This is a genomic window from Streptomyces sp. B93 (assembly GCF_018070565.1).
Lineage (GTDB): Bacteria > Actinomycetota > Actinomycetes > Streptomycetales > Streptomycetaceae > Streptomyces.
The window spans coordinates 1-24,440 of sequence record NZ_JAGPXL010000069.1 but is presented as its reverse complement, the minus strand read 5'-3'; the positions used below and the strand labels follow the sequence as shown (position 1 = coordinate 24,440).

Annotated in this window: 22 protein-coding genes and 1 rRNA gene; 14 read left to right on the top strand and 9 right to left on the bottom strand. The window is 69.4% G+C overall.

Annotated features, from left to right (window positions below):
- Positions 1-81: 81 nt before the first annotated feature.
- The 5 genes from KBY47_RS34130 to KBY47_RS34110 all read left to right on the top strand — a co-directional run bounded on the left by KBY47_RS34130 (position 82) and on the right by KBY47_RS34110 (position 5,502).
- Complete coding sequence (locus tag KBY47_RS34130; RefSeq protein ID WP_210928164.1) at positions 82-2,484, top strand: RNA degradosome polyphosphate kinase; 2,403 nt, start codon at positions 82-84, stop codon at positions 2,482-2,484.
- Positions 2,465-3,541 (top strand): CHAD domain-containing protein, encoded by a 1,077-nt coding sequence (locus KBY47_RS34125; RefSeq protein ID WP_210928163.1) that lies wholly within the window; start codon positions 2,465-2,467, stop codon positions 3,539-3,541. Before KBY47_RS34130 ends, KBY47_RS34125 begins: the two co-directional genes overlap by 20 nt.
- The gene (locus KBY47_RS34120) at positions 3,538-3,963 is read left to right on the top strand and encodes an NUDIX hydrolase (RefSeq protein WP_210928162.1); all 426 of its coding nucleotides are present in this window, start codon (positions 3,538-3,540) and stop codon (positions 3,961-3,963) included. The genes KBY47_RS34125 and KBY47_RS34120 overlap by 4 nt, the downstream gene beginning before the upstream one ends.
- Before the next feature lie 364 nt (positions 3,964-4,327).
- A complete protein-coding gene (locus KBY47_RS34115) occupies positions 4,328-5,173 on the top strand; it encodes a hypothetical protein (protein ID WP_210928161.1) in 846 nt (281 codons plus the stop codon).
- Between the two features lie 128 nt (positions 5,174-5,301).
- A complete protein-coding gene (locus tag KBY47_RS34110; RefSeq protein ID WP_210928160.1) occupies positions 5,302-5,502 on the top strand; it encodes a hypothetical protein in 201 nt (66 codons plus the stop codon).
- On the opposite strand, the gene KBY47_RS34105 is transcribed toward KBY47_RS34110, so the two are convergent.
- A complete protein-coding gene (locus KBY47_RS34105) occupies positions 5,477-5,821 on the bottom strand; it encodes a metal-sensitive transcriptional regulator (protein ID WP_210928159.1) in 345 nt (114 codons plus the stop codon). The two genes, KBY47_RS34110 and KBY47_RS34105, sit on opposite strands and share 26 nt — an antisense overlap.
- A gap of 210 nt (positions 5,822-6,031) precedes the next feature.
- Between KBY47_RS34105 and KBY47_RS34100 the strand changes: the two genes are divergently transcribed.
- Positions 6,032-6,652 carry a DUF47 domain-containing protein gene (locus KBY47_RS34100; RefSeq protein WP_210928158.1) on the top strand — a complete coding sequence of 207 codons (621 nt, stop codon included), beginning with the start codon at positions 6,032-6,034 and terminating at the stop codon, positions 6,650-6,652.
- 9 nt (positions 6,653-6,661) lie between these two features.
- Positions 6,662-7,660 (top strand): inorganic phosphate transporter, encoded by a 999-nt coding sequence (locus KBY47_RS34095; protein WP_210928157.1) that lies wholly within the window; start codon positions 6,662-6,664, stop codon positions 7,658-7,660.
- 372 nt (positions 7,661-8,032) lie between these two features.
- On the opposite strand, the gene pstB is transcribed toward KBY47_RS34095, so the two are convergent.
- From pstB to pstS, 4 genes are all read right to left on the bottom strand, one after another.
- The gene (gene pstB, locus KBY47_RS34090) at positions 8,033-8,809 is read right to left on the bottom strand and encodes a phosphate ABC transporter ATP-binding protein PstB (RefSeq protein WP_210928155.1); all 777 of its coding nucleotides are present in this window, start codon (positions 8,807-8,809) and stop codon (positions 8,033-8,035) included.
- A 52-nt stretch (positions 8,810-8,861) separates the two neighbouring features.
- Complete coding sequence (pstA, locus tag KBY47_RS34085) at positions 8,862-9,932, bottom strand: phosphate ABC transporter permease PstA (protein ID WP_210928154.1); 1,071 nt, start codon at positions 9,930-9,932, stop codon at positions 8,862-8,864.
- On the bottom strand, positions 9,929-10,933 hold the full coding sequence (gene pstC, locus KBY47_RS34080) for a phosphate ABC transporter permease subunit PstC (RefSeq protein WP_210928153.1): 1,005 nt from the start codon (positions 10,931-10,933) through the stop codon (positions 9,929-9,931). Before pstC ends, pstA begins: the two co-directional genes overlap by 4 nt.
- A 137-nt stretch (positions 10,934-11,070) precedes the next feature.
- On the bottom strand, positions 11,071-12,201 hold the full coding sequence (gene pstS, locus KBY47_RS34075; RefSeq protein WP_210928152.1) for a phosphate ABC transporter substrate-binding protein PstS: 1,131 nt from the start codon (positions 12,199-12,201) through the stop codon (positions 11,071-11,073).
- Between the two features lie 437 nt (positions 12,202-12,638).
- Between pstS and KBY47_RS34070 the strand changes: the two genes are divergently transcribed.
- Positions 12,639-14,195: an FAD-binding oxidoreductase gene (locus tag KBY47_RS34070; protein ID WP_210928151.1), complete on the top strand. Its 1,557-nt coding sequence runs from the start codon at positions 12,639-12,641 to the stop codon at positions 14,193-14,195.
- A gap of 53 nt (positions 14,196-14,248) precedes the next feature.
- Here KBY47_RS34070 and KBY47_RS34065 read toward each other — a convergent pair whose 3' ends face one another.
- Both KBY47_RS34065 and KBY47_RS34060 read right to left on the bottom strand, forming a co-directional pair.
- The gene (locus tag KBY47_RS34065) at positions 14,249-14,974 is read right to left on the bottom strand and encodes a phosphatase PAP2 family protein (RefSeq protein ID WP_210928149.1); all 726 of its coding nucleotides are present in this window, start codon (positions 14,972-14,974) and stop codon (positions 14,249-14,251) included.
- Positions 14,975-15,225: 251 nt separating this feature from the next.
- Positions 15,226-16,245: a bifunctional lytic transglycosylase/C40 family peptidase gene (locus KBY47_RS34060; RefSeq protein ID WP_210928147.1), complete on the bottom strand. Its 1,020-nt coding sequence runs from the start codon at positions 16,243-16,245 to the stop codon at positions 15,226-15,228.
- 359 nt (positions 16,246-16,604) lie between these two features.
- Here KBY47_RS34060 and KBY47_RS34055 point away from each other — a divergent pair, with 359 nt between their 5' ends.
- The 6 genes from KBY47_RS34055 to KBY47_RS34030 all read left to right on the top strand — a co-directional run bounded on the left by KBY47_RS34055 (position 16,605) and on the right by KBY47_RS34030 (position 23,743).
- On the top strand, positions 16,605-16,913 hold the full coding sequence (locus KBY47_RS34055; protein WP_004000049.1) for a hypothetical protein: 309 nt from the start codon (positions 16,605-16,607) through the stop codon (positions 16,911-16,913).
- 185 nt (positions 16,914-17,098) lie between these two features.
- The gene (locus KBY47_RS34050; RefSeq protein ID WP_210928146.1) at positions 17,099-17,935 is read left to right on the top strand and encodes a hypothetical protein; all 837 of its coding nucleotides are present in this window, start codon (positions 17,099-17,101) and stop codon (positions 17,933-17,935) included.
- Entirely contained in the window at positions 17,925-19,250 is a 1,326-nt protein-coding gene (locus tag KBY47_RS34045) for a hypothetical protein (RefSeq protein ID WP_210928145.1), read from the top strand. The genes KBY47_RS34050 and KBY47_RS34045 overlap by 11 nt, the downstream gene beginning before the upstream one ends.
- Positions 19,247-20,806 carry an SCO6880 family protein gene (locus KBY47_RS34040; RefSeq protein WP_210928143.1) on the top strand — a complete coding sequence of 520 codons (1,560 nt, stop codon included), beginning with the start codon at positions 19,247-19,249 and terminating at the stop codon, positions 20,804-20,806. The genes KBY47_RS34045 and KBY47_RS34040 overlap by 4 nt, the downstream gene beginning before the upstream one ends.
- Before the next feature lie 14 nt (positions 20,807-20,820).
- Entirely contained in the window at positions 20,821-22,233 is a 1,413-nt protein-coding gene (locus tag KBY47_RS34035; protein ID WP_210928140.1) for an ATP-binding protein, read from the top strand.
- Positions 22,234-22,267: 34 nt separating this feature from the next.
- On the top strand, positions 22,268-23,743 hold the full coding sequence (locus tag KBY47_RS34030; protein ID WP_210928138.1) for a type IV secretory system conjugative DNA transfer family protein: 1,476 nt from the start codon (positions 22,268-22,270) through the stop codon (positions 23,741-23,743).
- On the opposite strand, the gene KBY47_RS34025 is transcribed toward KBY47_RS34030, so the two are convergent.
- Positions 23,732-24,301 (bottom strand): GNAT family N-acetyltransferase, encoded by a 570-nt coding sequence (locus tag KBY47_RS34025; protein WP_210928135.1) that lies wholly within the window; start codon positions 24,299-24,301, stop codon positions 23,732-23,734. The two genes, KBY47_RS34030 and KBY47_RS34025, sit on opposite strands and share 12 nt — an antisense overlap.
- Before the next feature lie 61 nt (positions 24,302-24,362).
- Positions 24,363-24,440 (bottom strand): 5S ribosomal RNA (gene rrf / locus KBY47_RS34020); the annotation flags it as partial.

Sequence of the window (24,440 nt, the reverse complement as noted above, 5' to 3'; positions counted from 1 at the left end):
ACCCCCGCGAGCCGCCCCCCGCTATCCCGCACGTCACATCCCCTTAACCATCGATTCAGAAGACCTTGCAACGCTCGGCCAATGACGCCCGCCGTGCCAGAACCTCCGCCGCCCCCCGAGGGCGCAGCGGAGAGCGGAGCCGTGCTGCTCCCGCTGCCCCCCGCACGTTCCGACGCGCCCCAGTCCCCCCCGGCACGGAAGTATGGCTCCAGGAGCCCGCAGTGCGCCCAGGCACAGGCCCACGCCGCGCAGACCCCCCAGCCGTCCGCGCAGCACCCCCCGCACACCCAGCCCTCCGTGGGCTCCATCGCCGCCCACCGCGCCCGCACGGTGGCCGGCTCGGTCTCCGACCTGGAGCCGGACCTCGACGCCGACCTCGACGTCTACGAGGAGACCACGCCCAACGGCGCCACCCCCCTCCCCCAGGGCCGCTTCCTGGACCGCGAACGCAGCTGGCTCGCGTTCAACGAACGCGTCCTGGAACTCGCCGAGGACCCGGACACCCCCCTCCTCGAGCGTGCCAACTTCCTCGCGATCTTCGCCAGCAACCTGGACGAGTTCTTCATGGTCCGCGTCGCCGGCCTGAAGCGCCGTATCGCCACCGGCGTCGCCACCCGCTCCGCCTCCGGCCTCCAGCCGCGCGAGGTCCTGGAGATGATCTGGGCCAGGTCCCGCGAACTCATGGCCCGCCACGCCGCCTGCTTCCACGAGGACGTCGCCCCCGCCCTCGCCGAGGAGGGCATCCACCTGGTCCGCTGGTCGGAGCTGACCGAGAAGGAACAGGCCCGCCTGTTCACCCTCTTCAAGCACCAGATCTTCCCGGTCCTCACCCCCCTCGCCGTCGACCCGGCCCACCCCTTCCCGTACATCTCCGGCCTCTCCCTCAACCTGGCCGTCGTCGTACGCAACCCGGTCAACGGCAACCGCCACTTCGCCCGCGTCAAGGTCCCCCCGCTGCTCTCCCGCTTCCTGGAGGCATCCCCCGGCCGCTTCGTCCCGCTGGAGGACGTCATCGCGGCCCACCTGGAGGAACTGTTCCCGGGCATGGAGGTCCTGGAGCACCACGCCTTCCGCGTCACCCGCAACGAGGACCTGGAAGTAGAGGAAGACGACGCCGAGAACCTCCTCCAGGCCCTCGAGAAGGAACTCATGCGCCGCCGCTTCGGCCCGCCCGTCCGCCTGGAGGTGGAGGAGTCCATCGACCGCGAGGTCCTGGACCTCCTCGTCCGCGAGCTGAAGGTCAACGAGGCCGAGGTCTACCCCCTCCCCGGCCCCCTCGACCTCACCGGCCTCTTCCGCATCCACGGCCTGGACCGCCCGGAGCTGAAGTACCAGAAGTTCATCGCGGGCACCCACCGCGACCTGGCCGAGGTCGAGTCGGCGTCACCCCCCGACATCTTCGCCGCGCTCCGCACCCGCGACGTCCTCCTCCACCACCCGTACGACAGCTTCTCCACCTCCGTACAGGCGTTCCTCGAACAGGCGGCCGAAGACCCGGACGTCCTCGCCATCAAGCAGACGCTCTACCGCACCTCCGGCGACTCCCCGATAGTCAACGCCCTCATCGACGCCGCCGAGGCGGGCAAACAGGTCCTCGTCCTCGTCGAGATCAAGGCCCGCTTCGACGAACACGCCAACATCAAGTGGGCCCGCAAACTCGAAGAAGCGGGCTGCCACGTCGTCTACGGCCTGGTCGGCCTCAAGACCCACTGCAAGCTCTCCCTGGTGGTCCGCCAGGAGGGCGAGACCCTACGCCGCTACAGCCACGTCGGCACCGGCAACTACCACCCCAAGACCGCCCGCCTCTACGAGGACCTCGGCCTGCTCACCGCCGACCCCCAGGTCGGCGCGGACCTCTCCGACCTCTTCAACCGCCTCTCCGGCTACTCCCGCCGCGAGACCTACCGCCGCCTCCTGGTCGCCCCGAAGTCCCTGCGCGACGGCCTGATCTCGCGCATCGACAAAGAGGTGCAGCACCACCGCGCGGGCCGCCCCGCCTACGTCCGCATCAAGGTCAACTCGATGGTGGACGAGGCGATCATCGACGCCCTGTACCGGGCGTCGCAGGCAGGCGTACCCGTGGACGTGTGGGTACGGGGCATCTGCGCCGTACGGCCAGGCGTCCCCGGCCTGTCGGAACACATACGCGTGCGCTCGGTCCTCGGCCGCTTCCTGGAGCACTCCCGGGTCTTCGCCTTCGGCAACGGCGGCGAACCCGAGGTGTGGCTCGGCAGCGCCGACATGATGCACCGCAACCTCGACCGCCGCATCGAGGCCCTGGTACGGGTCGTCGACCCGGCCCACCGGGCCGCGCTGAACCGGCTCCTGGAGACCGGTATGTCGGACTCCACCGCCTCCTGGCACCTGGGCCCGGACGGCGAATGGACCCGGCACGCGAACGACGCGGACGGCCACCCCCTGCGAAACGTCCAGGAGATGCTCATAGACGCCCGGAGGCGCCGGCGTGGCACAGCAACACCTTGACCCGACGGACCCCATGGCCGAAACGGTGACGGGGGACGCCCTCGCGGGCTACCTCCGCGCCCAGGCCACGGAGTTCCTCCGAGCCCTGCGCCAGCACCGGGAGACCGGGGCGGGCGGCAACGGCTCGGAGGAGTCCGTCGACGCGGCGCGCGCCCTGCGCCGCTCGGCCCGCCGCATCAGCGGCAGCCTGCACACCTTCCGCCCCCTGCTCGACCCCGACTGGTCGGAGGGCATGCGCCCGGAGCTGGCGTGGCTCTCCGGCACCCTGGCCCTGGAGCACGCGTACGCGGCCCGCCTGGAGCGCCTGCTGAACGCCCTGCACAGACTCTCGGGCTCCACGGCACTCCCGTCCCAATCCACAAGCCCCCCACCCCCCGCCACCTCCGCCTCCGCCCCCGAACGCGGAACCGGCACCGGCACCGGCACCGGCACCGGCAACCTCACCGTAGGCGCGGCGAAGGCGGGCGCACTTCTCGACCGCCAGCTCACCCTCGCCCGCACCCGCGCCCACTCGGCCGCCCTCCAGGCCCTCGGCTCCTCCCGCTTCCACGCGGTGGCGGACAAGGTCGCCGTGCTGGCCAGCGAGGTCCCCCTCACCCCCACGGCGGTCACCACCGACTGCCGCCCCCTGGCCGCCGCGGCGGAGGAACGCCTCACCGACGCGGTCGCGGCGCTCCCCCTCCTCACCGCGGGCCACCCGTACAACGCGGCGGCGCTGATCCACGGCCTCTCCCCGGAACCGACCCCGCACTCCCAGGACGCCCCCTGGCACCAGGTCCGCCTCCTGCTCCGCCTGCACCGCTACGCCCGCGAGGTCCTGGACGGCGCCGGGGCCCCCGTGAACGTCCGCCTGCTGGCCGCGGGCCAGGCCCTGAACCGCCACCGCGACGCCTCGGAGGCGGCGGCAGCGGCAGCGGCGGCGGCCCGCACCCCCCGTATCGCCCCGGCGACGGCGTACGCTCTGGGCGTCCTGCACGCCGACCAGCGCCACGAGGTGGAGGCGGCCAGGTTCGCCTTCCAGCAGTCCTGGCAGAAACAGAAGATCACTACCCCATGACCACAGCCCCTCTCCGCCCCATCCAGGCAGCGGGCTGCGTCCTCTGGCGCAAGGCCCCCCTGCACCCCTCCCACCTGGAGGTCTGCCTGGTCCACCGCCCCAAGTACGACGACTGGTCGCACCCGAAGGGCAAGCTCAAGCAGCACGAGGACCACCTGCCCGCGGCCCTGCGCGAGGTGGCGGAGGAGACGGGCTACGACGCCGTCCCGGGCCCGGAACTGGCCACGCACCACTACCTGGCGGACGGCCGCCCCAAGGAGGTCCGCTACTGGGCCGCCGAGGCGACGGGGGGCACCTTCACCCCCAACCACGAGGTGGACCGCATCCTCTGGCTCCCGCTCCCCGAGGCCCGCACCCGCCTCACCCAGCCCCGCGACCGCACGCTCCTGGACGACCTCCTGACGGCGCTGCACCGCTCCTGATCACCCCCGGGCAGGGTCACTCACGGGCGGGCTCACCCCCTGGCAGGCTCACTCACCACCCCCATGCCCCTCCGCGTCGCTCCGCGCCAGACTGCGCGCCCGACGGGCGGGCCCCCGCCAGCCACACGAGCACCGGGCCACACAGAAAGGCCCCTGCTCCACGGTGGTCGTCCGGTGCTCGGAAGGCTGTCGCGCGGCCAGGGAACCGTCCTGCTGTGTCACACCAGGAACGTTACCCACGCCGGGTGAACACCACGTGTGCCCTCCCCGAGCTACCGCGCCCGGCGTGACGGGCCCCACCGAACCGTCGTTAACGGCAACGACAGGGGGCCCGTGACGGACGTACCGGCTGGGGGTAGAGGCGATGGCGGATCGGCGGCAGCGGCAGCACGGCAGGACCGGCAGTGCCATGGCGATGGCGGGGCTGATGGCGGGCCTGTGGACCGGCGCGACCGCCTGCTCGGGCGGCGCCGCCGCGGAGGACGCCCGTGCCCTCGACCCCTTGGACACGCTGCACCGGGCGGCGGACACCCTCGTCGCGGCGGGCAGCTCCCGCACCCGCACCTCCATGGAGATGGCGACGGGCGGCACCCGGGTCACCATCCGCGGCACGGGCGTCTACGACTTCGCCCACCGCCGCGGTCGCCTGAAGGTCCTGCTCCCCCAGGACCCGGCGGGCCGCACCGACCACCGCCCCATCACGGAACTGATCTCCCCGGGCGCCCTGTTCATGAAGAACCGCGGCGCGGGCGTCCCCTCCGACAAGTGGGTACGGGTGGACACGGCCACCATCTCCGACGGGAACCTGGTGACGGGCGGCGCGACGGATCCGTACACCGCGGCCGAGGTGCTGCGCGGCGCGCACAGCGCGAGGTACCTGGGCACGACGGTCATCGACGACACAGAGGTACGCCACTACCGGGGCACGGCCGACCTGACCAAGGCGTCGAAGGCGGCCTCACCCGGCACCAGGGCCGCCCTGGCAGCCGCGGCGGAGGGCTTCGCCACGGCCACGGTCCCCTTCGACGCCTACCTGGACGACAAGGGCCGCATCCGCAAGCTGGAACACCGCTTCAGCTTCCTCAACGGCCGGGAACAGTCCCCCGTCTCCGTCTCCTCCACCACGGTCCTCTACGACTTCGGCACCCCCGCGAACGTGCCGCTCCCTCCCAAGAAGGACATCTACGCAGGCAGAATCGCGGAGGACTGACCACCCCGCCACCCTGACCACCCCGCCACCCCCACCGAAAGCGACGGCGAGAACTAGCCCGTCCGTGCCATGCGCGTTGTGTAGGCCACTCCCTACTCTAGGAAGTCGGTGACGGCAGAGAAGAGGTGATGCGCGTGGCTCCGGTCGGCGGTACGGCAGTGCAGGACCACGTGGCCCTCGCCGAGATCGAGCTGTGCGGAGAGCTGATCATCGCGGCCTCGGCGGCGAAGGACAGGCTCAGCATGGAGAGCATCGACGCGGTCCTGAGAGTGTCCAAGGAACACGACCGCGCCACCGCCCCCGTCAGGTCCGCAGCAACCGCGCGATAGCCTTCGTCGCTTCCTCCACCTTGGCGTCGATCTCGCCCCCGCCCTTGAGGGCGGCGTCGGCGACACAGTGCCGCAGGTGCTCCTCGAGCAGCTGCAAGGCGAAGGACTGCAACGCCTTCGTACTGGCGGACACCTGAGTGAGTATGTCGATGCAGTAGACGTCCTCGTCGACCATCCGCTGAAGGCCCCGGATCTGCCCCTCGATCCGCCGCAGCCGCTTGAGGTGCTCGTCCTTCTGCTTGTGATAGCCGTGAACGCCCCGATCGTGATCGGTAACGACCTCGATCGCCTCGCCCGCACCGGTCTCGGTGGTCGTCATAACGCCTCCATGCACATACCCCAACCGGGTATATCGTAACGAACTTTCCTGGGTATGGACCCTGTGGCCACAGCCCGGACCGATTCACCCCACGGCCCCCATGCCGACAAGTCTGCTTTATGGGCGACACTGGAGGACGGCCCGTTAGCCGTGGCCGAATGTTGCGCCTAGCATCAGCCTGACCGAACCGAAGCACCTAGAGGACCCCACGTGCGCTTTCGTCTGACCCCCAGGGAGACGAGCTTCTACGACATGTTCGCCGCCTCCGCGGACAACATCGTCACGGGCTCGAAGCTCCTGATGGAACTGCTCGGGGCGGACGGACCTGCCCGGGCCGAGATCGCAGAGCGCATGCGGGCCGCGGAACACGCGGGCGACGACGCCACCCACGCGATCTTCCACCAGCTGAACTCCTCCTTCATCACGCCCTTCGACCGCGAGGACATCTACTCCCTCGCCTCGTCCCTCGACGACATCATGGACTTCATGGAGGAGGCCGTCGACCTGGTCGTCCTCTACAACGTCGAGGAACTCCCCAAGGGCGTCGAACAGCAGATCGAGGTCCTGGCCCGCGCCGCCGAACTGACGGCCGAAGCGATGCCCAACCTCCGCACGATGGACAACCTGACCGAGTACTGGATCGAGGTCAACCGCCTCGAGAACCAGGCCGACCAGATCCACCGCAAGCTCCTGGCCCACCTCTTCAACGGCAAGTACGACGCCATCGAGGTGCTCAAGCTCAAGCAGATCGTCGACGTCCTGGAAGAGGCCGCCGACGCATTCGAACATGTGGCGAACACGGTGGAGACCATCGCCGTCAAGGAGTCCTGAGGCCCGTCCATGGACACCTTCGCCCTGGTCGTGACCATCATGGTCGCGCTGTTCTTCACGTACACCAACGGCTTCCACGACTCGGCGAACGCGATCGCCACCTCGGTCTCCACCCGTGCCCTCACCCCGAGGGCCGCCCTCCTCATGGCCGCGGTCATGAACCTGGCCGGAGCCTTCATGGGCAGCGGCGTCGCGAAAACGGTCAGCGAAGGCCTGATCGAAACGCCCGAGGGCTCCACCGGCATGGGAATCCTGTTCGCCGCCCTCACCGGCGCGATCACCTGGAACCTCATCACCTGGTACTTCGGCCTCCCCTCATCCTCCTCCCACGCCCTCTTCGGCGGCATGGTCGGCGCGGCACTGGCAGGCGGCACACAGGTCTACTGGCACGGCGTACTGGAAAAAATCGTCATCCCCATGTTCGTCTCCCCCATCGTCGGCCTCCTGGTCGGCTACCTGGTGATGACGGCCATCCTGTGGATCTTCCGCCGCACCAACCCCCACAAGGCCAAGCGCGGCTTCCGCATCGCCCAGACCGTCTCCGCCGCGGGCATGGCCCTCGGCCACGGCCTCCAGGACGCCCAGAAGACGATGGGCATCGTCGTCATGGCCCTGGTCATCGCCGACGTGGAGGACTACGGCGACCCGATCCCCCTCTGGGTGAAGATCGCCTGTGCGGTGATGCTCTCCCTCGGCACCTACGCGGGCGGCTGGCGCATCATGCGCACACTCGGCCGCAAGATCATCGAACTGGACCCCCCGCAGGGCTTCGCCGCGGAGACCACGGGCGCGTCGATCATGTTCACCACGGCCTTCCTCTTCAAGGCCCCGATCTCCACGACCCACATCATCACCTCCGCCATCATGGGCGTCGGCGCGACGAAGCGCATCAACGCGGTGCGCTGGGGCGTCGCCAAGAACATCGTCCTCGGCTGGTTCATCACCATGCCCGCAGCCGCAACAGTCGCCGCCGCCGCCTTCGGCGTCGTACACCTGGCGTTCCTCTAGCCCGGGCGCGGTGGGTCGCACAGCCCAGCGGCACGACTGCCCGCGGCTAAGCGGGCGACGGCCCGCAGTCGCCGTACGACGGAAGGGGACGTGTCGGGGGGTGTCCGCCCGCAGTGGTTCGCGCGGAAAACCCCGTTGGCGATCCAGTTGGCAGCCCGCGCGGTTCCGAGGACGGACACCCCCCGGCGCGGCCCCGACCCACCCCCCACGGACAGCGCTACACCCGCCACCCCCCGGACGGACACAGGCCGCCGCAGGCACCGCCCAAACAACGCAGACCCGCCCCCCGGGAGCCAGGGGACGGGTCCTTTGCGTCCTCACGGTGGCACCGCCATGCAGCACCGCGAGGGGTACGAGGGAGAAGAAGGTCGATCAGCCGAAGCGCCCCGAGATGTAGTCCTCGGTAGCCTGCACCGACGGGTTGGAGAAGATCCGCTCCGTGTCATCGATCTCGATCAGCTTCCCCGGCTGCCCCACCGCCGCCAGGTTGAAGAACGCCGTCCGGTCGGACACCCGCGCCGCCTGCTGCATGTTGTGCGTCACGATCACGATCGTGAACCGTTCCTTCAGTTCCCCGATCAGATCCTCGATCGCCAGCGTCGAGATCGGGTCGAGGGCCGAGCACGGCTCGTCCATCAACAGCACCTTCGGCTCCACGGCGATCGCCCGAGCAATGCACAGCCGCTGCTGCTGACCACCCGACAACCCGGACCCGGGCTTGTTCAGCCGGTCCTTCACCTCGTTCCAGAGGTTCGCCCCCCGAAGCGACTTCTCCACGACATCGTCCAGCTCAGCCTTCCGGTACGACCCGTTCAGCTTCAGCCCGGCCGCCACGTTGTCGTACACCGACATCGTCGGGAACGGGTTGGGCCGCTGGAACACCATCCCGACCTCACGCCGCACCGCCACCGGGTCCACCCCGGCGCCGTACAGGTTCTCGTCGTCGAGCATGACCTTGCCCTCGACGCGCCCACCGGGAGTCACCTCGTGCATCCGGTTCAGCGTCCGCAGGAACGTGGACTTTCCGCACCCGGACGGCCCGATGAAGGCGGTCACGGACCGGGGCTCGACGGTCATCGAGATGTCCTCGATGGCCAGGAACGACCCGTAGTAGGCGTTCAGGCCGCTGACATCAATGCGCTTGGCCATTTTGAATCACTGCTTCTTTCACACAAGGGGAGTCTGGTCGCTGATGGCCGCGTCAGCGACCAGTCTTCGGCGCCTTCCAGCGGGCGATCCCGCGAGCCGCCAGGTTGAGGATCATGATGAAGGCGATGAGCGTCAGTGCCGCCGCCCAGGCACGGTCGTACGCCGCACCGGAACCACCACTGTTCGCGAACTGGAGGTAGATGTACACCGGCAGCGAACCCTGCGGATCGGAGAACGGGTTGGTGTTGATGAAGTTCGTCACCCACACCAACAGAAGCACAGGCGCCGTCTCACCGGCGATACGCGCGATGGCGAGCATCACACCGGTGGTGATGCCACCGATCGACGTCGGCACGACCACCTTCAGGATGGTCCGCCACTTGGGCACACCCAGCGCCAGCGACGCCTCACGCAACTCGTTCGGCACGAGCTTGAGCATCTCCTCGGTGGACCGCACGACCACCGGCAGCATCAGGATCGTCAGCGCCATGGACCCGGCGAACCCGGAGTACCCCATGTCGAGAATGATGATCCACAGGCTCAGGATGAACAGACCGGCCACGATCGACGGGATACCGGTCATGACGTCCACGAAGAAGGTGACCGCCTTGGCGAGCTTCCCCCGTCCGTACTCCACGAGGTAGATCGCGGTGAGCACACCGATCGGCACCGAGATCAGCGTCGCGAGCCCGACCTGCTGAAGGGTGCCCAGCATGGCGTGGTAAATACCGCCACCGGGCTCGGTGTCGGAGACCAGACCCATCGAATGGGTCAGGAAGTACCCGTCGAGGACCTTCACACCCCGCTTGACGGTCTCGTACACGAGCGAGGCCAGCGGGATCACGGCGATGATGAACGCCACCCAGATCACGCTGGTGGCGACGCGGTCCTTGGCCTGACGGCTGCCCTCGACGCGCGCGGCGATGACATACGTCCCGAGAACGAAGAGGGCCGCGGCGATCAGCCCCCACTGGATGTTGCTCTCCAGCCCGGCCACGGCGCTGATCCCCAGCCCGAGGGCCACGGACCCGGCGGCGGCGGCCCACGGGAACCACTTGGGCAGCCGGGCGCCGTGCAGCTCGCCGCGACGCTTGCCGGACGTGGACACAGATGCGTGGCTCATGCGTTGGCCCCCGAGAATTCCTTGCGGCGGGCGATGATCATCCGGGCCGTACCGTTGACCAGCAGGGTGATCACGAACAGCACCAGACCGGAGGCGATGAGCGCGTCACGGCCGTTCTCGGTCGCCTCGTTGAACTTGCTGGCGATGTTCTGGGCGAAGGTACCGCCGCCCGGGTCGAGCAGGCTGGCGTTGATGTCGAAGGTCGGCGACAGCACCATGGCGACGGCCATGGTCTCGCCGAGGGCACGGCCGAGGCCGAGCATCGAGGCGGAGATGACACCGGAGCGCCCGAAGGGCAGCACGCTTATCCGGATGACCTCCCAGCGCGTGGCACCGAGGGCCAGCGCGGCCTCCTCGTTCATCCGCGGGACCTGCTTGAAGACCTCGCGGCTCACGTTGGTGATGATCGGCAGGATCATGATCGCGAGCAGGATGCCGACGGTGAACAGCGAGCGCGGGGCGCCGCCGCTCCAGTCGAGGACGCCGGTCCAGCCGAAGTAGTCGTCGAGCCAGCCGTACAGGCCCTCCAGGTTCGGCACCAGGACCAGGATGCCCCACAGGCCGTAGACGATGGACGGGACGGCGGCGAGCAGGTCGATCACGTACGCGACGGGCCCGGCGAGCCTGCGCGGGGCGTAGTGGGTGATGAAGAGCGCGATCCCGACGGCGACCGGGACGGCGATGGCCATGGCGATGACCGAGGAGACGATCGTGCCGAAGGCGAGGACGGCGATGCCGAAGACCGGCGGGTCGCCGGTGGGGTTCCACTCGAAGGTGGTGAAGAAGTTGGCCTCGTCCTTGCTGATCGCGTTGGCGGCACGCAGGCTGAGGAACAGGGCGATGGACGCCATGATCACCAGCAGGAAGATGCCCGAGCCACGCGAGAGGCCGAGGAAGACCCGGTCACCGATGCGGGTGGCGCCGCGGGCGGCACGCTTCCGCTCGGTTTCGGAAGGCTGTGGGGTGGGGGGAGGAACAGTGCTCTGCGTCGATATATCCATCAGGATTCTCCGGTCTGCGGAGCCGTCGCACGGACGACGGCCCAGAAGCGGAGCCGCGACCGGTCGGCGGCGGCTCCTGGCGGCGGTGCACCGGACGGTGCGGCCCGCTCCGGTGGGAGGCGGGCCGCACACTCAGGTCAGCTCAGGCCCGAGATGGTCTCGCGGACCTTGGTGATGATCTCGTCGGGGATCGGGGCGTAGCCGGCCTCGGCGAGCAGGCCCTGACCGTCCTCGGAGGCGATGTAGTTGAGGAAGGACTTGGTGGCGGGCAGCGTGTCGGCCTTGTTGCCCTTGTCGCAGACGATCTCGTACGTGACGAGGACCATCGGGTAGGCGCCCTCGGCGGACGGCGTGTAGTCCAGCTTCAGCGCCAGGTCCTTGCCGGTGCCGACGACCTCGGCGGCTGCGATGGCCGCGGTGGCGTTCTCGACGGTGGCCGCGACCGGCTCGGCGGCCTCGGTCTTCACGCTGACGGTGGAGATGCCGTCCTTGGCGTACGACAGCTCGAAGTACGAGATGGCGCCGGAGACCTGCTTCACCTGCTGCGCGAGGCCGGAGGAGCCCTGTGCGGACTGGCCGCCCTTGGCCTCCCAGGTCTTGGCGGGCTCGTACTTCCAGTCGTCCGGGGCGGCGGCCTGGAGGTACTTGGTGAAGTTGTCCGTGGTGCCGGACTCGTCGGAGCGGTGGTAGGCCTGGATCTTCAGGTCGGGAAGCTCGGCGTCGGGGTTGAGCTTCTTGATCGCCTCGTCGTTCCAGTTGGTGATCTTGCTGTCGAAGATCTGGGCCAGCGTCGCCGCGTCCAGGACCAGGTTGTCGACGCCCGGGACGTTGTAGCCGACGGCGATCGGACCGCCGACCATCGGCAGGTCGATGGCCTGACCGTCGGTGCAGACCTCCTTGGAGTCCTCGACCTCCTCGGGCTTCAGCGCCGAGTCGGAACCGGCGAACGCGGTCTGGCCCTGGAGGAACGCCGTGATGCCCGCGCCCGAACCAGTCGGGTTGTAGTTGATCTGGACGTCCTTGCACGCCGCGGCGTACTGCTTGATCCAGGCGTCGATCGCGTTCTTCTGCGCGGAGGAGCCGGAGGCCTGGAGCTGCCCCGAGGCGTCGTCGCACTTGATGTCGCTGGCGGCCGCGCTCGTGGTGGCACCGTCGCCGCCGCTGTTGTCGCCCGTGTCGTCGGAGCCGCACGCCGTGAGGGCCAGGGCGCCGGAGACGGCGAGAGCACCGAGGACGAGGGCCCGCCGGTTCTTGCGCTGAAGCTTCACTTTCGGGAGTTCCTTCCAGGAGCCGCCGTCCTGATCGGCGGCGTGCGAAGTATGAGTGACCCGAACCCGCCGTACCTGGGCGCGTCCGTCATCAGGTAAGGCCGAAATTAGGCAGATCAGGTGAAGCCGCCTATGGCCGTAAGTGAACGGAGGGTGAACCCCTGCGGTCGGTGCGGTTAGGTCACGGAATGCTCACGGCAAGAACACGCAGAGATTCCAGGCGGCTCACGACAGGGTGACGGACCACGACCCGTTGACACAGAAATCTCCGCGAACACCTACAAAAAGGGCACCGCCGAGGACGCTACACCACCAGCGCCCGCTACGGGACCCGCCCACCGCCGGGAACCCGCACCCCCGACCCACCCGTCTCGCTCCACAGAAGCTACAGAAGCCGTAGCAGCGCTACCCGATGAGCCGGTACGGGAAGGGGGCCCATGGAACGCCGCACGTTCGTCGGCGGCACGGCAGCCGCCGTCATGGCCGCATCAACCGCATGCGGCCCCACACCGCCTCCGGACCCAGCCGCGCCCACCCCAAAACCCCCGGCCCCCCGCGCCCCCTCCCCGTCCCCGTCCTCGTCACCCCACCCCCCGTGGCCCGCCCTCGCCCAGGACCTCGACGGCACCCTGATCCGCCCGGACGACCCGGACTGGCCCACCGCCCGCCAGCTCTACAACACTCGCTTCGACACCCTCACCCCCGCGGCCGTGGTCTACGTCGCCCACGCCGCGGACATCGGTACGGCACTCTCCTTCGCCCGCGCCCACGACGTCCGCGTCGCCATCCGCAACGGCGGCCACTCCTACGCGGGCTGGTCGTCCGGCAACGGCCGCCTGGTCATCGACGTGTCCCAGCTGAACACCGTCCGAGCGACCGGCGGCACCGCGGTCACGGGCGGCGGCGCCAAACTGATCGACGTCTACCGGACGCTGGCCGAAAAGGGCGCCACCATCCCGGCGGGCTCCTGCCCCACGGTCGGCATATCCGGCCTCGCCCTGGGCGGCGGCCACGGCGTCGTCTCCCGCGCCTACGGCCTGACCTGCGACAGCCTCACCAGGGCCACCCTGGTCACGGCCGACGGAACCGAACTCACCGCGGACGCCACCGAACACCCCGACCTCTTCTGGGCGCTGCGCGGCGCGGGCAACGCCCACTTCGGCGTCGTGACGGAACTGCACTTCCGTACCCACCCGGCCCCGCAGGGAGTGTCGGCGTACCTGAGCTGGCCCTGGGCACGGGCAGCCGCGGTGGTCCGGGCCTGGCAGGAGTGGGGCCCGGACCAGCCCGACGAGATCTGGTCGGCCCTCCAGCTCGGCAACGCCACGGACGGCACCCCGACGGTGTCCGTCACCGCCTTCTCCCTGGGCACCTACGGCGAACTCCAGAACGCCGTCGACCGCCTGGCCGACCAGGTCGGCGCCTCCGCCGCCAACGTCGCCCTGCGCCGCCGCTCGTACCGGGAGTCGATGGAGGTGTACGCGGGCTGCGCCGCCTTCACCTCCGACGACCAGTGCCACCTCCCCGGCAGCACACCCGGCCGCTCCCCGCAGGGCGCGCTGGGCCGCGAGACGTACTCGGCCCGCTCGGACTTCTTCGACCGCTCGCTCTCGGAGCCGGGCATCGCGACCCTGCTCGCCGGGATCGCGTCGGTCCGCGGCGGCACGGGCAGCATCGCGCTCACCGCCCTCGGCGGCGCGGTCAACCGGGTCTCCCCGACGGCCACGGCGTTCGTCCACCGCCGCTCACGGATGCTGGCCCAGTACATCGCGGCCTGGCGCGCGGGCACCTCCGGCGCGACGGCGGAGAGCTGGCTCGCGGAGACCCACGCGGCGATGCGCCCGTACGCGTCGGGAGCGGCGTACCAGAACTACACGGACCCGACCCTGAAGGACTGGCGGACGGCGTACTACGGCGACGCGGCCAGCCGCCTGTCAAAGCTGAAGCGCGCCTACGACCCGACGCGCTTCTTCACGCACCCACAAGGGCTGTAACCCTCAACCCGCCCCCACAGGCGCTGAGGCACTCGGGGGGCACTCGGGGCACTTCAGGCAGCCAGATCCCGATCGTCGGCCCCCGAAGCCCCGTTGGGCCGCCCGTCACGAGCCTCGGAGAGCATCGGATCCCGCCCCCCGTCCGCTCCCGTCCTCCGCCGGATCAGCCACCCCACGCGCTCCGACCGCCCCATCGCCCGGGCCACCGGCGTCAGCAGCGCCATGGCGAGCGGCGACAGCAGCAGCGCGACGGCCGTACCCAGAGCGAACCCGCCCACGACGTCCGTCGGGTAGTGCACTCCCATGTACACCCGGCAGAAGCCCTCGACCAGCGCCAGCCCGAGCCCGGCGAGACCGAACCTCCGGTTGGCGACGAACAGGGCGACGGCCATGGCCATGGTGATGGTCGCGTGGTCGCTGACGAACGAGTAGTCGGTCTTCCCGGCCACCAGCACCTCGAGGTCCTGATGGGTGAGGAAGGGCCGGGGCCGCTCCACGAACCCGCGTATGGGGACGTTGACGAGTACGGCGATCGCGGCGGCGAGCGGCGCCCAGGCGAGCGCGGCGACGGAGGCGGCGGCCTCCTCGTCGCCGGCGGCCCGTCGCCGTCCGCGCCACCAGCACCACAGCACGAGCAGCACCATGGCGAACAGCAGCCCGAACTCCCCGACGAACTCGACCACCCGGTCGAACCAGTGCGGAGCTTCCTTGGCCAGGCCGTTGATGTCGTAGAGCAGCTCGACGTCGGGGTTCGACCCGGATTGCGCGAGTCCAGCCATAGATGCAGCGGCCCCTTCGTCTTCGTACGGCGTGTTCGTCGTGGTGCCCCCGTGGCGCGTAGACCCGCGTTCCCATTTCTTCGCACGGCTACGTCAACAGGAACGCACGGCTCCCCCGAGTACGTTCCACACTCCACTGAATGATCACTCAGACGTTATCGAAGAGAGATTCATCGCCGCAGCTCAGGGGTGTGCTTCACGCTCGGTTCACCCCGTTTAGAACCGCTTCCCGACCGCCTCCGAACACCCCGTCAGACCGCCGAGGGCAGTGCTTTCGCGCCATCTTCGGTGACACGGGTCGCTCCGAAGTAGTCAGGGGTGTCGACCGGGTCGAACCGGATCACGGCCCCGGGCCGAGGCGCGTCGATCATGTACCCGCCTCCGACATAGATCCCCACGTGCCGGATGGCCCGTGAATCCGTCAGATCATCGGAGAAGAACACCAGATCCCCCGGCAGCAGCTCCTCCCGCGAGGGATGCGGCCCGGCGTTGTACTGGTCGTTGGCGACCCGCGGCAGCTCGATCCCCACACTCTCGTACGCCGCCTTGGTCAGCCCCGAGCAGTCGAACCGTCCGCCCTGGTCAGCGGTGCCGTTCCCGCCCCACAGATAGAGGGTGCCGAGCTTCTTCTGCGCGTAGTGGATGGCCCCGGCCGCCTGCCGCGACGGGTCCACCCGCCCCACGGGCGCGGCGAAACTGGTCTCCAGATCGGTGATGACCCGCACATAGTTCTGCGTCTCCTTGTACGGCGGCACACCCCCGTACTTGATGACCGCGTACGCCCCCGCGTTGTACGCGGCGAGCATGTTCTTGGTCGCGTCCCCCGGCACGTCCTTGACGTACTTGGCGAGCGTGCAGTCGTAGGAGGCGGCCGACGGAATCGCGTCATTCGGGTCCCAGACGTCCCGGTCCCCGTCCCCGTCCCCGTCGATTCCGTGCGTGGCCCAGGTCCCCGGGATGAACTGCGCTATCCCCTGCGCGGCGGCCGGACTCTGCGCCCGCGGGTTGAACCCGCTCTCCTGGTAGAGCTGCGCGGCGAGCAGCGCGGGGTTGATGGCGGGGCACAGGTTCCCCCACTTCTGCACGAGGTCCTGGTAGGCGGCGGGCACAGCCCCCTTGGCGAGCGTCTTCCCGGCCCCGCCCACCCCGTTGACCAGGTTCCCGGCGACGACGTACACCCCGACGACGAGCAGCATCACGAAGCTCAGCCCGGCCCCGACCGCGACCCCACCGGCCACCCACCATTTCCGCACGCCCCAACCCTCCCCCATCCGGCGCCGTTTCAAGACGCCATCGCCCGAACGCACGAGCCGTCCCTCGGTGGGAGACTTACCCCGACGCCCCCCGCAGGGGCAAGGCACACCCCCCGCCGACCCTTCGGACCGTCAGAAACACGCGCAAACTGCAAAAGTGACTCAACGACGGAACCACACCACAGGTTCCGCACCCACTTCGTTGCCCGGCGTGACCAGCCGTGATACACAGAGTGACCATACGAGGTTTTCGTACGAAACTCGCCCACCGATGACGCCAAGTCGACATACGACGGCGACAATGTCGGCGAGAATGAGGTCTGACCTCTGCGCACCGCAGAGGATTGCGGAACTACCCAACAGGGGCGGTGACTTACATGCTCTTTGCGGCCGATAAGGGAGACATCAACACCATCATCGGCGGGATCGCTCCGGACTGGGGCCCCTTCGGCAGCCTGGGCAACGAGGCCAAGGTGATGATCGAAGTGGTCATGGCGGTCGCCATCCTCATCTGCCTCGGCATCGCCATCTGGGGCGCCGCCAAACAGCGCATCGGAGCGACCGCACTGCGGGACACCTTCAGCGCGGAGCAGGGCAAGGGCCTGATCATCGCCGGCCTCACCGGTGTCTTCATCATCGGCTCCCTCGGCACGCTCTTCACCATCGTGTACGGCATGGCCGTGTAGCCCAGCACCCGGGCACGCCCGGCACCCTCCACCCACCCGCCCGTCGTGCCCACCGGCTGAGGTTGCGTCACCCTGATGTCGAGTCACCACACCGCGCCCGCGCGGGAACCAGCACGGCTACCGTCTAATAGCTACGCGTTCCGGTACGAGATGGATCTGCACGACGTCGAGGGGGCGTACACGGCATGAGTCTCGGGGACGAACACGAGGCCTCCGGCGGCTACGGCGGCTCGGGCCAGACACGCACACGCCTGCCGGGCACCTCCGGCGACCCCTACGGCACCGGCCCCCGCCGCCCCACCCGCTCCTCCTCCCGCAGCCTCGTCACGGTCGTCGGCGTCATCGTCCTCCTCATCGCCGCCATCGCCTTCGCCAACCGCGGAGGAGACGATTCCGCACCTCCCGAAGAAAACAACGCCGCAGGCCCCCAACCGGCCCCCACAGCCGCCTCGGGCGATCAGCCCGTCCAGACGACGTCCAACGGAATCCCCACGGGCTACACCCAGAACCAGGAGGGGGCCCAGAGCGCGGCGGCGAACTACGCGGTTGCGCTGGTGTCGGCCGACATCCTCAAGCCCGCCCGGCGCACCGGGATCATCCAGCAGGTCTTCGTCGCCGACAGACAGCCCGCCCTCGAGGACCAGTTCAACAGGACGTACTCCAAGGAGTTCCTGAGCAACATCGGCCTCGACCAGAACGGCAACGCGACGGCGGGCAGCACCTATGTCTCCCGCACCAGTCCGATCGGCACCAAGACCACGAAGTACTCGAACACGGCCGCGACCGTCGAGGTCTGGTGCACCGGTGTGTACGGCACCGCCGGGGAGAAGTCGACCAACCCGGTCACCAGTGACTGGTTCACCCTCACCCTCGAGATGCGTTGGGCCGACGGTGACTGGAAGGTCGACAGCTTCGCCCAGAAGGACGGCCCCGCCCCCGTCCCCGGCGACAATCAGGCGTCCAACGCGGACGAGATGCGCAAGGCAGTCGAGGAGTACGGAGGCTTCACTTATGCCCGGTAAGCCGCGCCGTGCACTCAAGCTCGCCGCCGCCCTCATCGCCGTACAGGCCACTGCCGTACTGCTGGCCAGCCGCGCCGCAGCGGCACCGACGCCTTCGCCCTCCGACGACAACTGCGACCTCATCGTCGGACCCGCCAAGGACTACTGCGAACGCGACAGCGGAGACAAGGGCACCACCAACACCCCCACCCTCGACCCCACCTCCACCCTCGACCCCCTCTCCTCCCTGGCAAGGGGCTGCGCCGACGCCGCCTCCTGGACCATCGACAAGCTCAGCGGCGCCGTCAACGAGACGGCGAACGTCGACTTCACCAACCCCAGGTTCCTCCAGCAGTACGCCGTCGTCTTCGCCGCGTCGACGATCCTGACCCTCCTCCTCTGGCTGCTCGCGGTAGCGAAGCGCGCCGTCCGCGGCGTCCCCCTGAGCACCGCCATCGGCGAAGCCATCGGCTTCCTCTGGCTCACCGTCCTCGCCTCCGCCTTCACCCCCCTGATCCTCTACACCGTCGTATCGGCGACGGACGGCGTCTCCGAGGTCCTCGCCAAGACCACGGGCGACCAGACCGACGCCTTCTTCGGCAACTTCTCCGGCGCCCTCGCCAAGGGTGAGGACATCGGCGGCGGCCCCATCATGCTGATGGTCGTCTCCCTGGTGTCGATCCTCGCCGCCGGCGTCCTCTGGCTGGAGCTGGTCATCCGCGCCGCCCTGCTCTACGTCGGCGCCCTCCTCGGCACGGTCGTCTACGCCGGCCTCGTCGACAAGAACCTGTGGGGCCACGTCCGCCGCTGGGCGGGCATCATGATCGCGGTGATCCTGGTGAAGCCGGTCATCGTCATCGTCCTCGGCCTCGCCGGAGCCCTCTCCGCCGACGACGGCCCCGACGCCTTCTCCGCCGTCGTCTCCGGCCTGGCGATCATCCTGCTCGCCATCTTCGCCTCGGCGATGATCTACCGCTTCGTCCCCGGCTTCGGCGACGAGATCGCCTCCTCCCGCAACAACCGCATCATGCAGGGCGCCGAGGGCAAGGCCGCCGCGGTCATCAGCTCCCCGGCGACCCTCGTCGCCCAGGGCATCAAGACCCACAGCGCCCGCGCCGACAGCAACGGCGGCGGAGGCCAGTCTTCAAGCACCCCCCGCCCGTCCAACCCGGCCTCCGGCGGCGTCGCCGCGCACAGCGCCCGCACCTCGACCGGTGGCGGCGGAACTGTCCCCTCCGCCGCACCCGCCCCCCGTGCCGCCAGCACGGTGAACACCCCGCACGCCAGCAACACCCGCAACAGCAGTACCAACCGCACGGGAGGTGAAGGGCGTTGACGACCGAGTCCCATCTGTCCCATCCGGTCACGCCCCGCCGTACGTATCTGATCGGCCGCGCCCGGCCGAACGCGATCATCGGCCGCAACCGCGAGACCGGTGAGATCGCGCTGATCATCGCGGGCGCGTTCCTCGGCATGATGTGCGGCCTGCTCGTCCCGGTGCTGTCCCTGAGAATCGTCCTGCTCATGGGCTTTCCCCTGATCGCCCTCGCCGCGGTCTACGTGCCCTTCAAGCAGCGCACCTTCTACAAGTGGTTCGAGATCAACCGCAGCTACAAGCGCACCGTCCGCCAGGGCGCCGCCTACCGCTCCGGCGTCATCGAGGCGGGCACCCGTCTCGACGGCCGCGAGGTCGAGGTCGGCCCGCCCCCGGGCATCGGCCGCATCACCTGGCTCGCCGCCCCGTTCGGCCCCGACGAGATCGCCGTACTGCTGCACGCGGACCGCAAGACCGTCACCGCCGCCATCGAAATCGAGGGCCCCGGCGTCGGCCTGCGCGACAGCGAGGACCAGGAGGCCCTCGTCGACCGCTTCGGCACCCTCCTCAAGCACGTGGCCAACGGCGACGGCTTCGTCACCCGCCTCCAGATGCTCGCCCGCACCCTCCCCGCCGACCCCGACGCCCACGCCAAGGACGTCGCCGTCCGCGGCGACGACCGCTCACCGGCATGGCTCCAGCAGTCGTACGACCAGCTCCAGTCGATGGTGTCGACGAGCAGCGAGCAGCACCGCGCCTACCTCGTCGCCTGTATGCACTACACCCGCGACCTCGCCGCCGAGGCCCAGGCGATGGCCCGCGCGGCCCGCACCCGCGGCGGCGGCAAGGTCGACCGGGACGCCGGCCTCGCCATCGTCATGGCCCGCGAGCTGACCGACATCTGCTCCCGCCTCCAGGAGGCGGACATCCGCGTACGGCAGCCCCTCGGCCAGGGCCGCCTCGCCTCCCTGATCCACTCCATGTACGACCCGGACCACCCCATCGACCACATCCAGGCGATGACGAAGCGCAACGCCTGGCCGGCCGAGCTGGACGCCATGGAGCCCACCTACCTCCAGGCGAAGACCCGCGAGTCCTCCACCCGCGCCCCCTGGTGCCACGCCACGGCCTGGGTGAAGGAATGGCCGCTCACCCCTGTCGGCGTGAACTTCCTGGCCCCGCTCCTGGTCCACACCCCGGACGTCATCCGCACCGTCGCCGTCACCATGGACCTCGAACCCACCGAGGTCGCCATCGAGCGCATGCTCACCGAGAAGACCAACGACGAGGCCGAGGCGTCCCGCGCCGCCAAGATGAACCGCACCGTCGACCCGCGCGACATCGCCGCCCACAACCGCCTCGACCAGCGCGGCGACGACCTCGCCAGCGGCGCCGCCGGCGTCAACCTGGTCGGCTACATCACCGTCTCGTCCCGCTCCCCCGAGGCCCTCGCCCGCGACAAGCGCACGATAAGGGCGTCAGCGGGCAAGTCGTACCTGAAACTCGAATGGTGCGACCGTGAACACCACCGCGCCTTCGTCAACACTCTCCCGTTCGCCACCGGAATCCGAAGGTAGGGGCTGATGCGCTGATGCGGGACCCGCTGTCCGTCATCACGGATGCCTTCACGTCCTTCCTCTTCGGGAAGGTCGAGACGACCCGCCCCCCGGTCCGCACCTCCACGGGCCAGGCCCAGGCCGTCTACCTCCCCACCGCCGCCCCCGGCCTCGGCGACTCCGGCGTCATCATCGGCCGCGAGGTCTACTCGGGCAAGGGCTACATCTACGACCCCTTCCAGCTTTACGGCCAACAGCTCCCGGCCCCTCACTGGCTGGTCCTCGGAGAATCGGGCAACGGCAAGTCCGCCCTGGAGAAGACCTACGTCCTACGGCAGCTGCGCTTCCGCGACCGCCAGGTCGTCGTCCTGGACGCCCAGGGTGAGGACGGCGTCGGCGAATGGAACCTCGTCGCCCAGGAGCTGGGAATAACCCCCATCCGCCTGGACCCGATGGCCGCCCTGGACCACGGCATCCGCCTCAACCCCCTCGACCCGGCCATCACCACCACCGGCCAGCTCGCCCTCCTCCGCACGATCATCGAGGTGGCGATGGGCCACAGCCTCGACGAACGCAGCGGCTTCGCCCTCAAGGTCGCCCACGCCTACGTCAACGAGACCATCGTCGAACGCCAGCCGGTCCTCTCCGACATCGTCGAACAGCTACGGCACCCGGAACCGGAGTCGGCCGAGTCGATGAACGTCGACATAGAGGACGTACGGGCCTGGGGCCTCGACGTCGCCCTCGTCCTGGACCGCCTGGTCGACGGCGACCTGCGCGGCATGTTCGACGGCCCCACGACCGTCGGCATCGACCTGGACGCGCCCCTGATCGTGTTCGACCTCTCCCACATCGACCGCAACTCCATCGCCATGCCCATCCTCATGGCGATCGTCGGCGTATGGCTGGAACACACCTGGATCCGCCCCGACCGCAAGAAGCGCATCTTCCTCGTCGAAGAGGCCTGGCACATCATCAACAGCCCCTTCGTCGCCCAGCTCTTCCAGCGCCTGCTGAAGTTCGGCCGCCGCCTCGGCCTGTCCTTCGTCGCGGTTGTCCACCACCTCTCCGACGTCGTCGACGGCGCGGCGGCGAAGGAGGCCGCGGCGATCCTCAAGATGGCCTCCACCCGGACGATCTACGCCCAGAAGGCCGACGAGGCCCGGGCCACCGGCCGCGTCCTGGGCCTGCCCCGCTGGGCGGTGGAAATCATCCCGTCCCTCACCCCCGGCATCGCCGTCTGGGACGTCAACGGCAATGTCCAGGTCGTCAAACACCTGGTCACCGAGACCGAACGCCCCCTCGTCTTCACCGACCGCGCGATGACGGAATCCTCCACCGACCTCCTGGACGACGACGCCCTGCGCGCCGCCGAACTGGAAGCCGAGGAACGCGCGGCGGCGTTCGTGGAACAACACCTGGGCGACTCGGAATCGACGGTGGCCTAGCAAGCACCAGCAAAGGACGTGAAGAGGGGGAGGCGTGCGACCGGACGACCACCAGAGTCAGCGGCGGGATGCACAAGGAGGCATCCCCGACGGCCTGCTGATCGGCATACTCGGCTTCCTCCTCGGCATGACCCTGCTGGTCTGGACGGCGACGGGCCTGGCCGCCCTGCTCTCCCACGGCGCCTGGCCGACCGGGGTGACCTTCACCCGCACCCCCCTGGCCATGCGCGCCCTCATCACCGAACCCCATGACCTCCCGTCCGCCTGGCCCGACACCCCACCGTCCCAGCTCTCCGGATACGGCCTGTTCTGGGGCCTGTTCATCGGCCAGCTGATGGTGCTGTTCGTCCTCACGATGTTCGTGATGGGCACGGTCGCGAGATGGCGAGCGGTACGAGCAAGACGCAAACTGCCCCCGCAGCCGAACCCGGAACCGAAGACGGAACCGCAGGCCTACGAGTTCCCGACCCAGCGGACGGAACAACAAGGCACGCAGGGCACGCAACCCCTTGAGGCGCCGCCCATGCCTTCCCCGCCCAGGGACGACGTCCGAGGGGGCGCCGGATGGGAACCACACCGCCCCGAGGGCGCCGTCCACTACGCCCCCAGGGAAGACCGCCAGGCGACGGCGCTCCAGACCATCGCGGACGCGGACGGCCCCGCCCTGATCGTCACCTCCAACCCCACCCTCTGGCAGGAGACGAAGGACGCCAGAGCCAAACTGGGCCCCGTCCACCTCTACGACCCCACCCACCTCTGCGACACCCCGGCCCGCCTCCACTGGTCCCCCACCACGGGCTGCGAGGACAAACCGACAGCCGCCGCACGAGCCACGGCCCTCCTCGCCCCCGTCCGCCCCACGGCCAAACTCGACCAGGCCCTGGCGGACACCGCGGAGACCCTCCTCCGCAGCTACCTCCACGCCGCCGCCCTGGACAACCGCACCGTCCGCCACGTCCACCGCTGGTCCCAGGGCACCCAGATCCAGGACGCGGTACGCACCCTCCGCACCCACCCCAAGGCCGCCCCGGGCGCCGCGGGCGAACTGGAAGCCGCGCTCACCTCACACCCCGAACGCCGGGACATGGCCCACGAACTGACGAGCAGAGCCCTGTCCGCGCTCTCCACCGTCAACATCCGCGAGGCGTGCACCCCAAACCGAACTGATGCCCTCTCCCTGGATTCCTTCATCGACGAAGGGGGCACGCTCTATGTGGTCGGTGAATCCATCGAGGACCCCAGGACGAACCCGGGTGCGATGCCCCTCCTGACGGCCCTCGTCTCCAGCGTGGTCGAGCACGGCCGGCGCATGGCCGCACGGTCATCCTCCGGTCGGCTCGACCCACCATTCACCGTCGTCCTGGACGACATCGCGGCCGTGGCCCCGATCCCGGCCCTCCCGACCCTCCTGTCCACTGGCACGGACCAGGGGACGCCCACCGTGGCCCTCCTCCGCTCCCGTGAACAGGCCAGGACCCGCTGGCCCAACGACGAGTTGTCAGCCCTCTGACGGCCGCCCCAACACGAACTCCAACTCGGAGGCCTCCCCACCGCTGCCCTGCAACGGCACCGTCACCCCACTGGGCCGAAACCCCACCTTCCGGTAGAGCCCCTGGGCCCGCAGGTTCTCTTCATGCACGATGAGCCGCACCCGCTCCAGCCCCATCCCCCAGGCCCACTCGACCCCCGCCCGGAGCAACCCCTCACTCACCCCGAGCCCTCGCCACTCGGGCCGCACGAACACCCCCACGACGTGCCCCTGCCGCACCTCGACAGGAAACCCGGCCCAGTCAACGCTCCCGGCCTCCTCCACCAGCACGGTGAGCGACCCACCCCACTCCCCGTCAGCGCCCTCAGCGACGAACTGCCGCGCCCCGGCCGCCCCGTCGGCCGAACAACGCTCGGTCCGCTCCCGCCAGAAGGCATCAGGCCGCGCGACAGCCTGCTCATACGTCTCCAGAAACGCGAGATGCGCGACCGGATCCCGCAACGCATCAAGCCGCAGCTGCTTCACCGCCCGCCACTCATCGGCACGTACCGCACGAACGAGGGGTATCTCGGAACTCATGCGGCCCACTGTAAACGCAGAAAACCCCGCATCCGAAGATGCGGGGTTTCCCTCAAAATTTGTTCGGCGGCGTCCTACTCTCCCACAGGGTCCCCCCTGCAGTACCATCGGCGCTGTAAGGCTTAGCTTCCGGGTTCGG

Excerpts from the sequence above, each read along its gene's own strand:
- KBY47_RS34130 (WP_210928164.1), top strand. The coding sequence starts at position 82 with ATGACGCCCGCCGTGCCAGAACCTCCGCCGCCCCCCGAGGGCGCAGCG.
- KBY47_RS34120 (WP_210928162.1), top strand. The coding sequence starts at position 3,538 with ATGACCACAGCCCCTCTCCGCCCCATCCAGGCAGCGGGCTGCGTCCTC.
- KBY47_RS34115 (WP_210928161.1), top strand. The coding sequence starts at position 4,328 with ATGGCGGATCGGCGGCAGCGGCAGCACGGCAGGACCGGCAGTGCCATG.
- KBY47_RS34110 (WP_210928160.1), top strand. The coding sequence starts at position 5,302 with ATGCGCGTGGCTCCGGTCGGCGGTACGGCAGTGCAGGACCACGTGGCC.
- KBY47_RS34105 (WP_210928159.1), bottom strand. The coding sequence starts at position 5,821 with ATGACGACCACCGAGACCGGTGCGGGCGAGGCGATCGAGGTCGTTACC.
- KBY47_RS34095 (WP_210928157.1), top strand. The coding sequence starts at position 6,662 with ATGGACACCTTCGCCCTGGTCGTGACCATCATGGTCGCGCTGTTCTTC.
- pstB (WP_210928155.1), bottom strand. The coding sequence starts at position 8,809 with ATGGCCAAGCGCATTGATGTCAGCGGCCTGAACGCCTACTACGGGTCG.
- pstA (WP_210928154.1), bottom strand. The coding sequence starts at position 9,932 with ATGAGCCACGCATCTGTGTCCACGTCCGGCAAGCGTCGCGGCGAGCTG.
- pstC (WP_210928153.1), bottom strand. The coding sequence starts at position 10,933 with ATGGATATATCGACGCAGAGCACTGTTCCTCCCCCCACCCCACAGCCT.
- KBY47_RS34070 (WP_210928151.1), top strand. The coding sequence starts at position 12,639 with ATGGAACGCCGCACGTTCGTCGGCGGCACGGCAGCCGCCGTCATGGCC.
- KBY47_RS34065 (WP_210928149.1), bottom strand. The coding sequence starts at position 14,974 with ATGGCTGGACTCGCGCAATCCGGGTCGAACCCCGACGTCGAGCTGCTC.
- KBY47_RS34060 (WP_210928147.1), bottom strand. The coding sequence starts at position 16,245 with ATGGGGGAGGGTTGGGGCGTGCGGAAATGGTGGGTGGCCGGTGGGGTC.
- KBY47_RS34055 (WP_004000049.1), top strand. The coding sequence starts at position 16,605 with ATGCTCTTTGCGGCCGATAAGGGAGACATCAACACCATCATCGGCGGG.
- KBY47_RS34050 (WP_210928146.1), top strand. The coding sequence starts at position 17,099 with ATGAGTCTCGGGGACGAACACGAGGCCTCCGGCGGCTACGGCGGCTCG.
- KBY47_RS34045 (WP_210928145.1), top strand. The coding sequence starts at position 17,925 with ATGCCCGGTAAGCCGCGCCGTGCACTCAAGCTCGCCGCCGCCCTCATC.
- KBY47_RS34035 (WP_210928140.1), top strand. The coding sequence starts at position 20,821 with ATGCGGGACCCGCTGTCCGTCATCACGGATGCCTTCACGTCCTTCCTC.
- KBY47_RS34025 (WP_210928135.1), bottom strand. The coding sequence starts at position 24,301 with ATGAGTTCCGAGATACCCCTCGTTCGTGCGGTACGTGCCGATGAGTGG.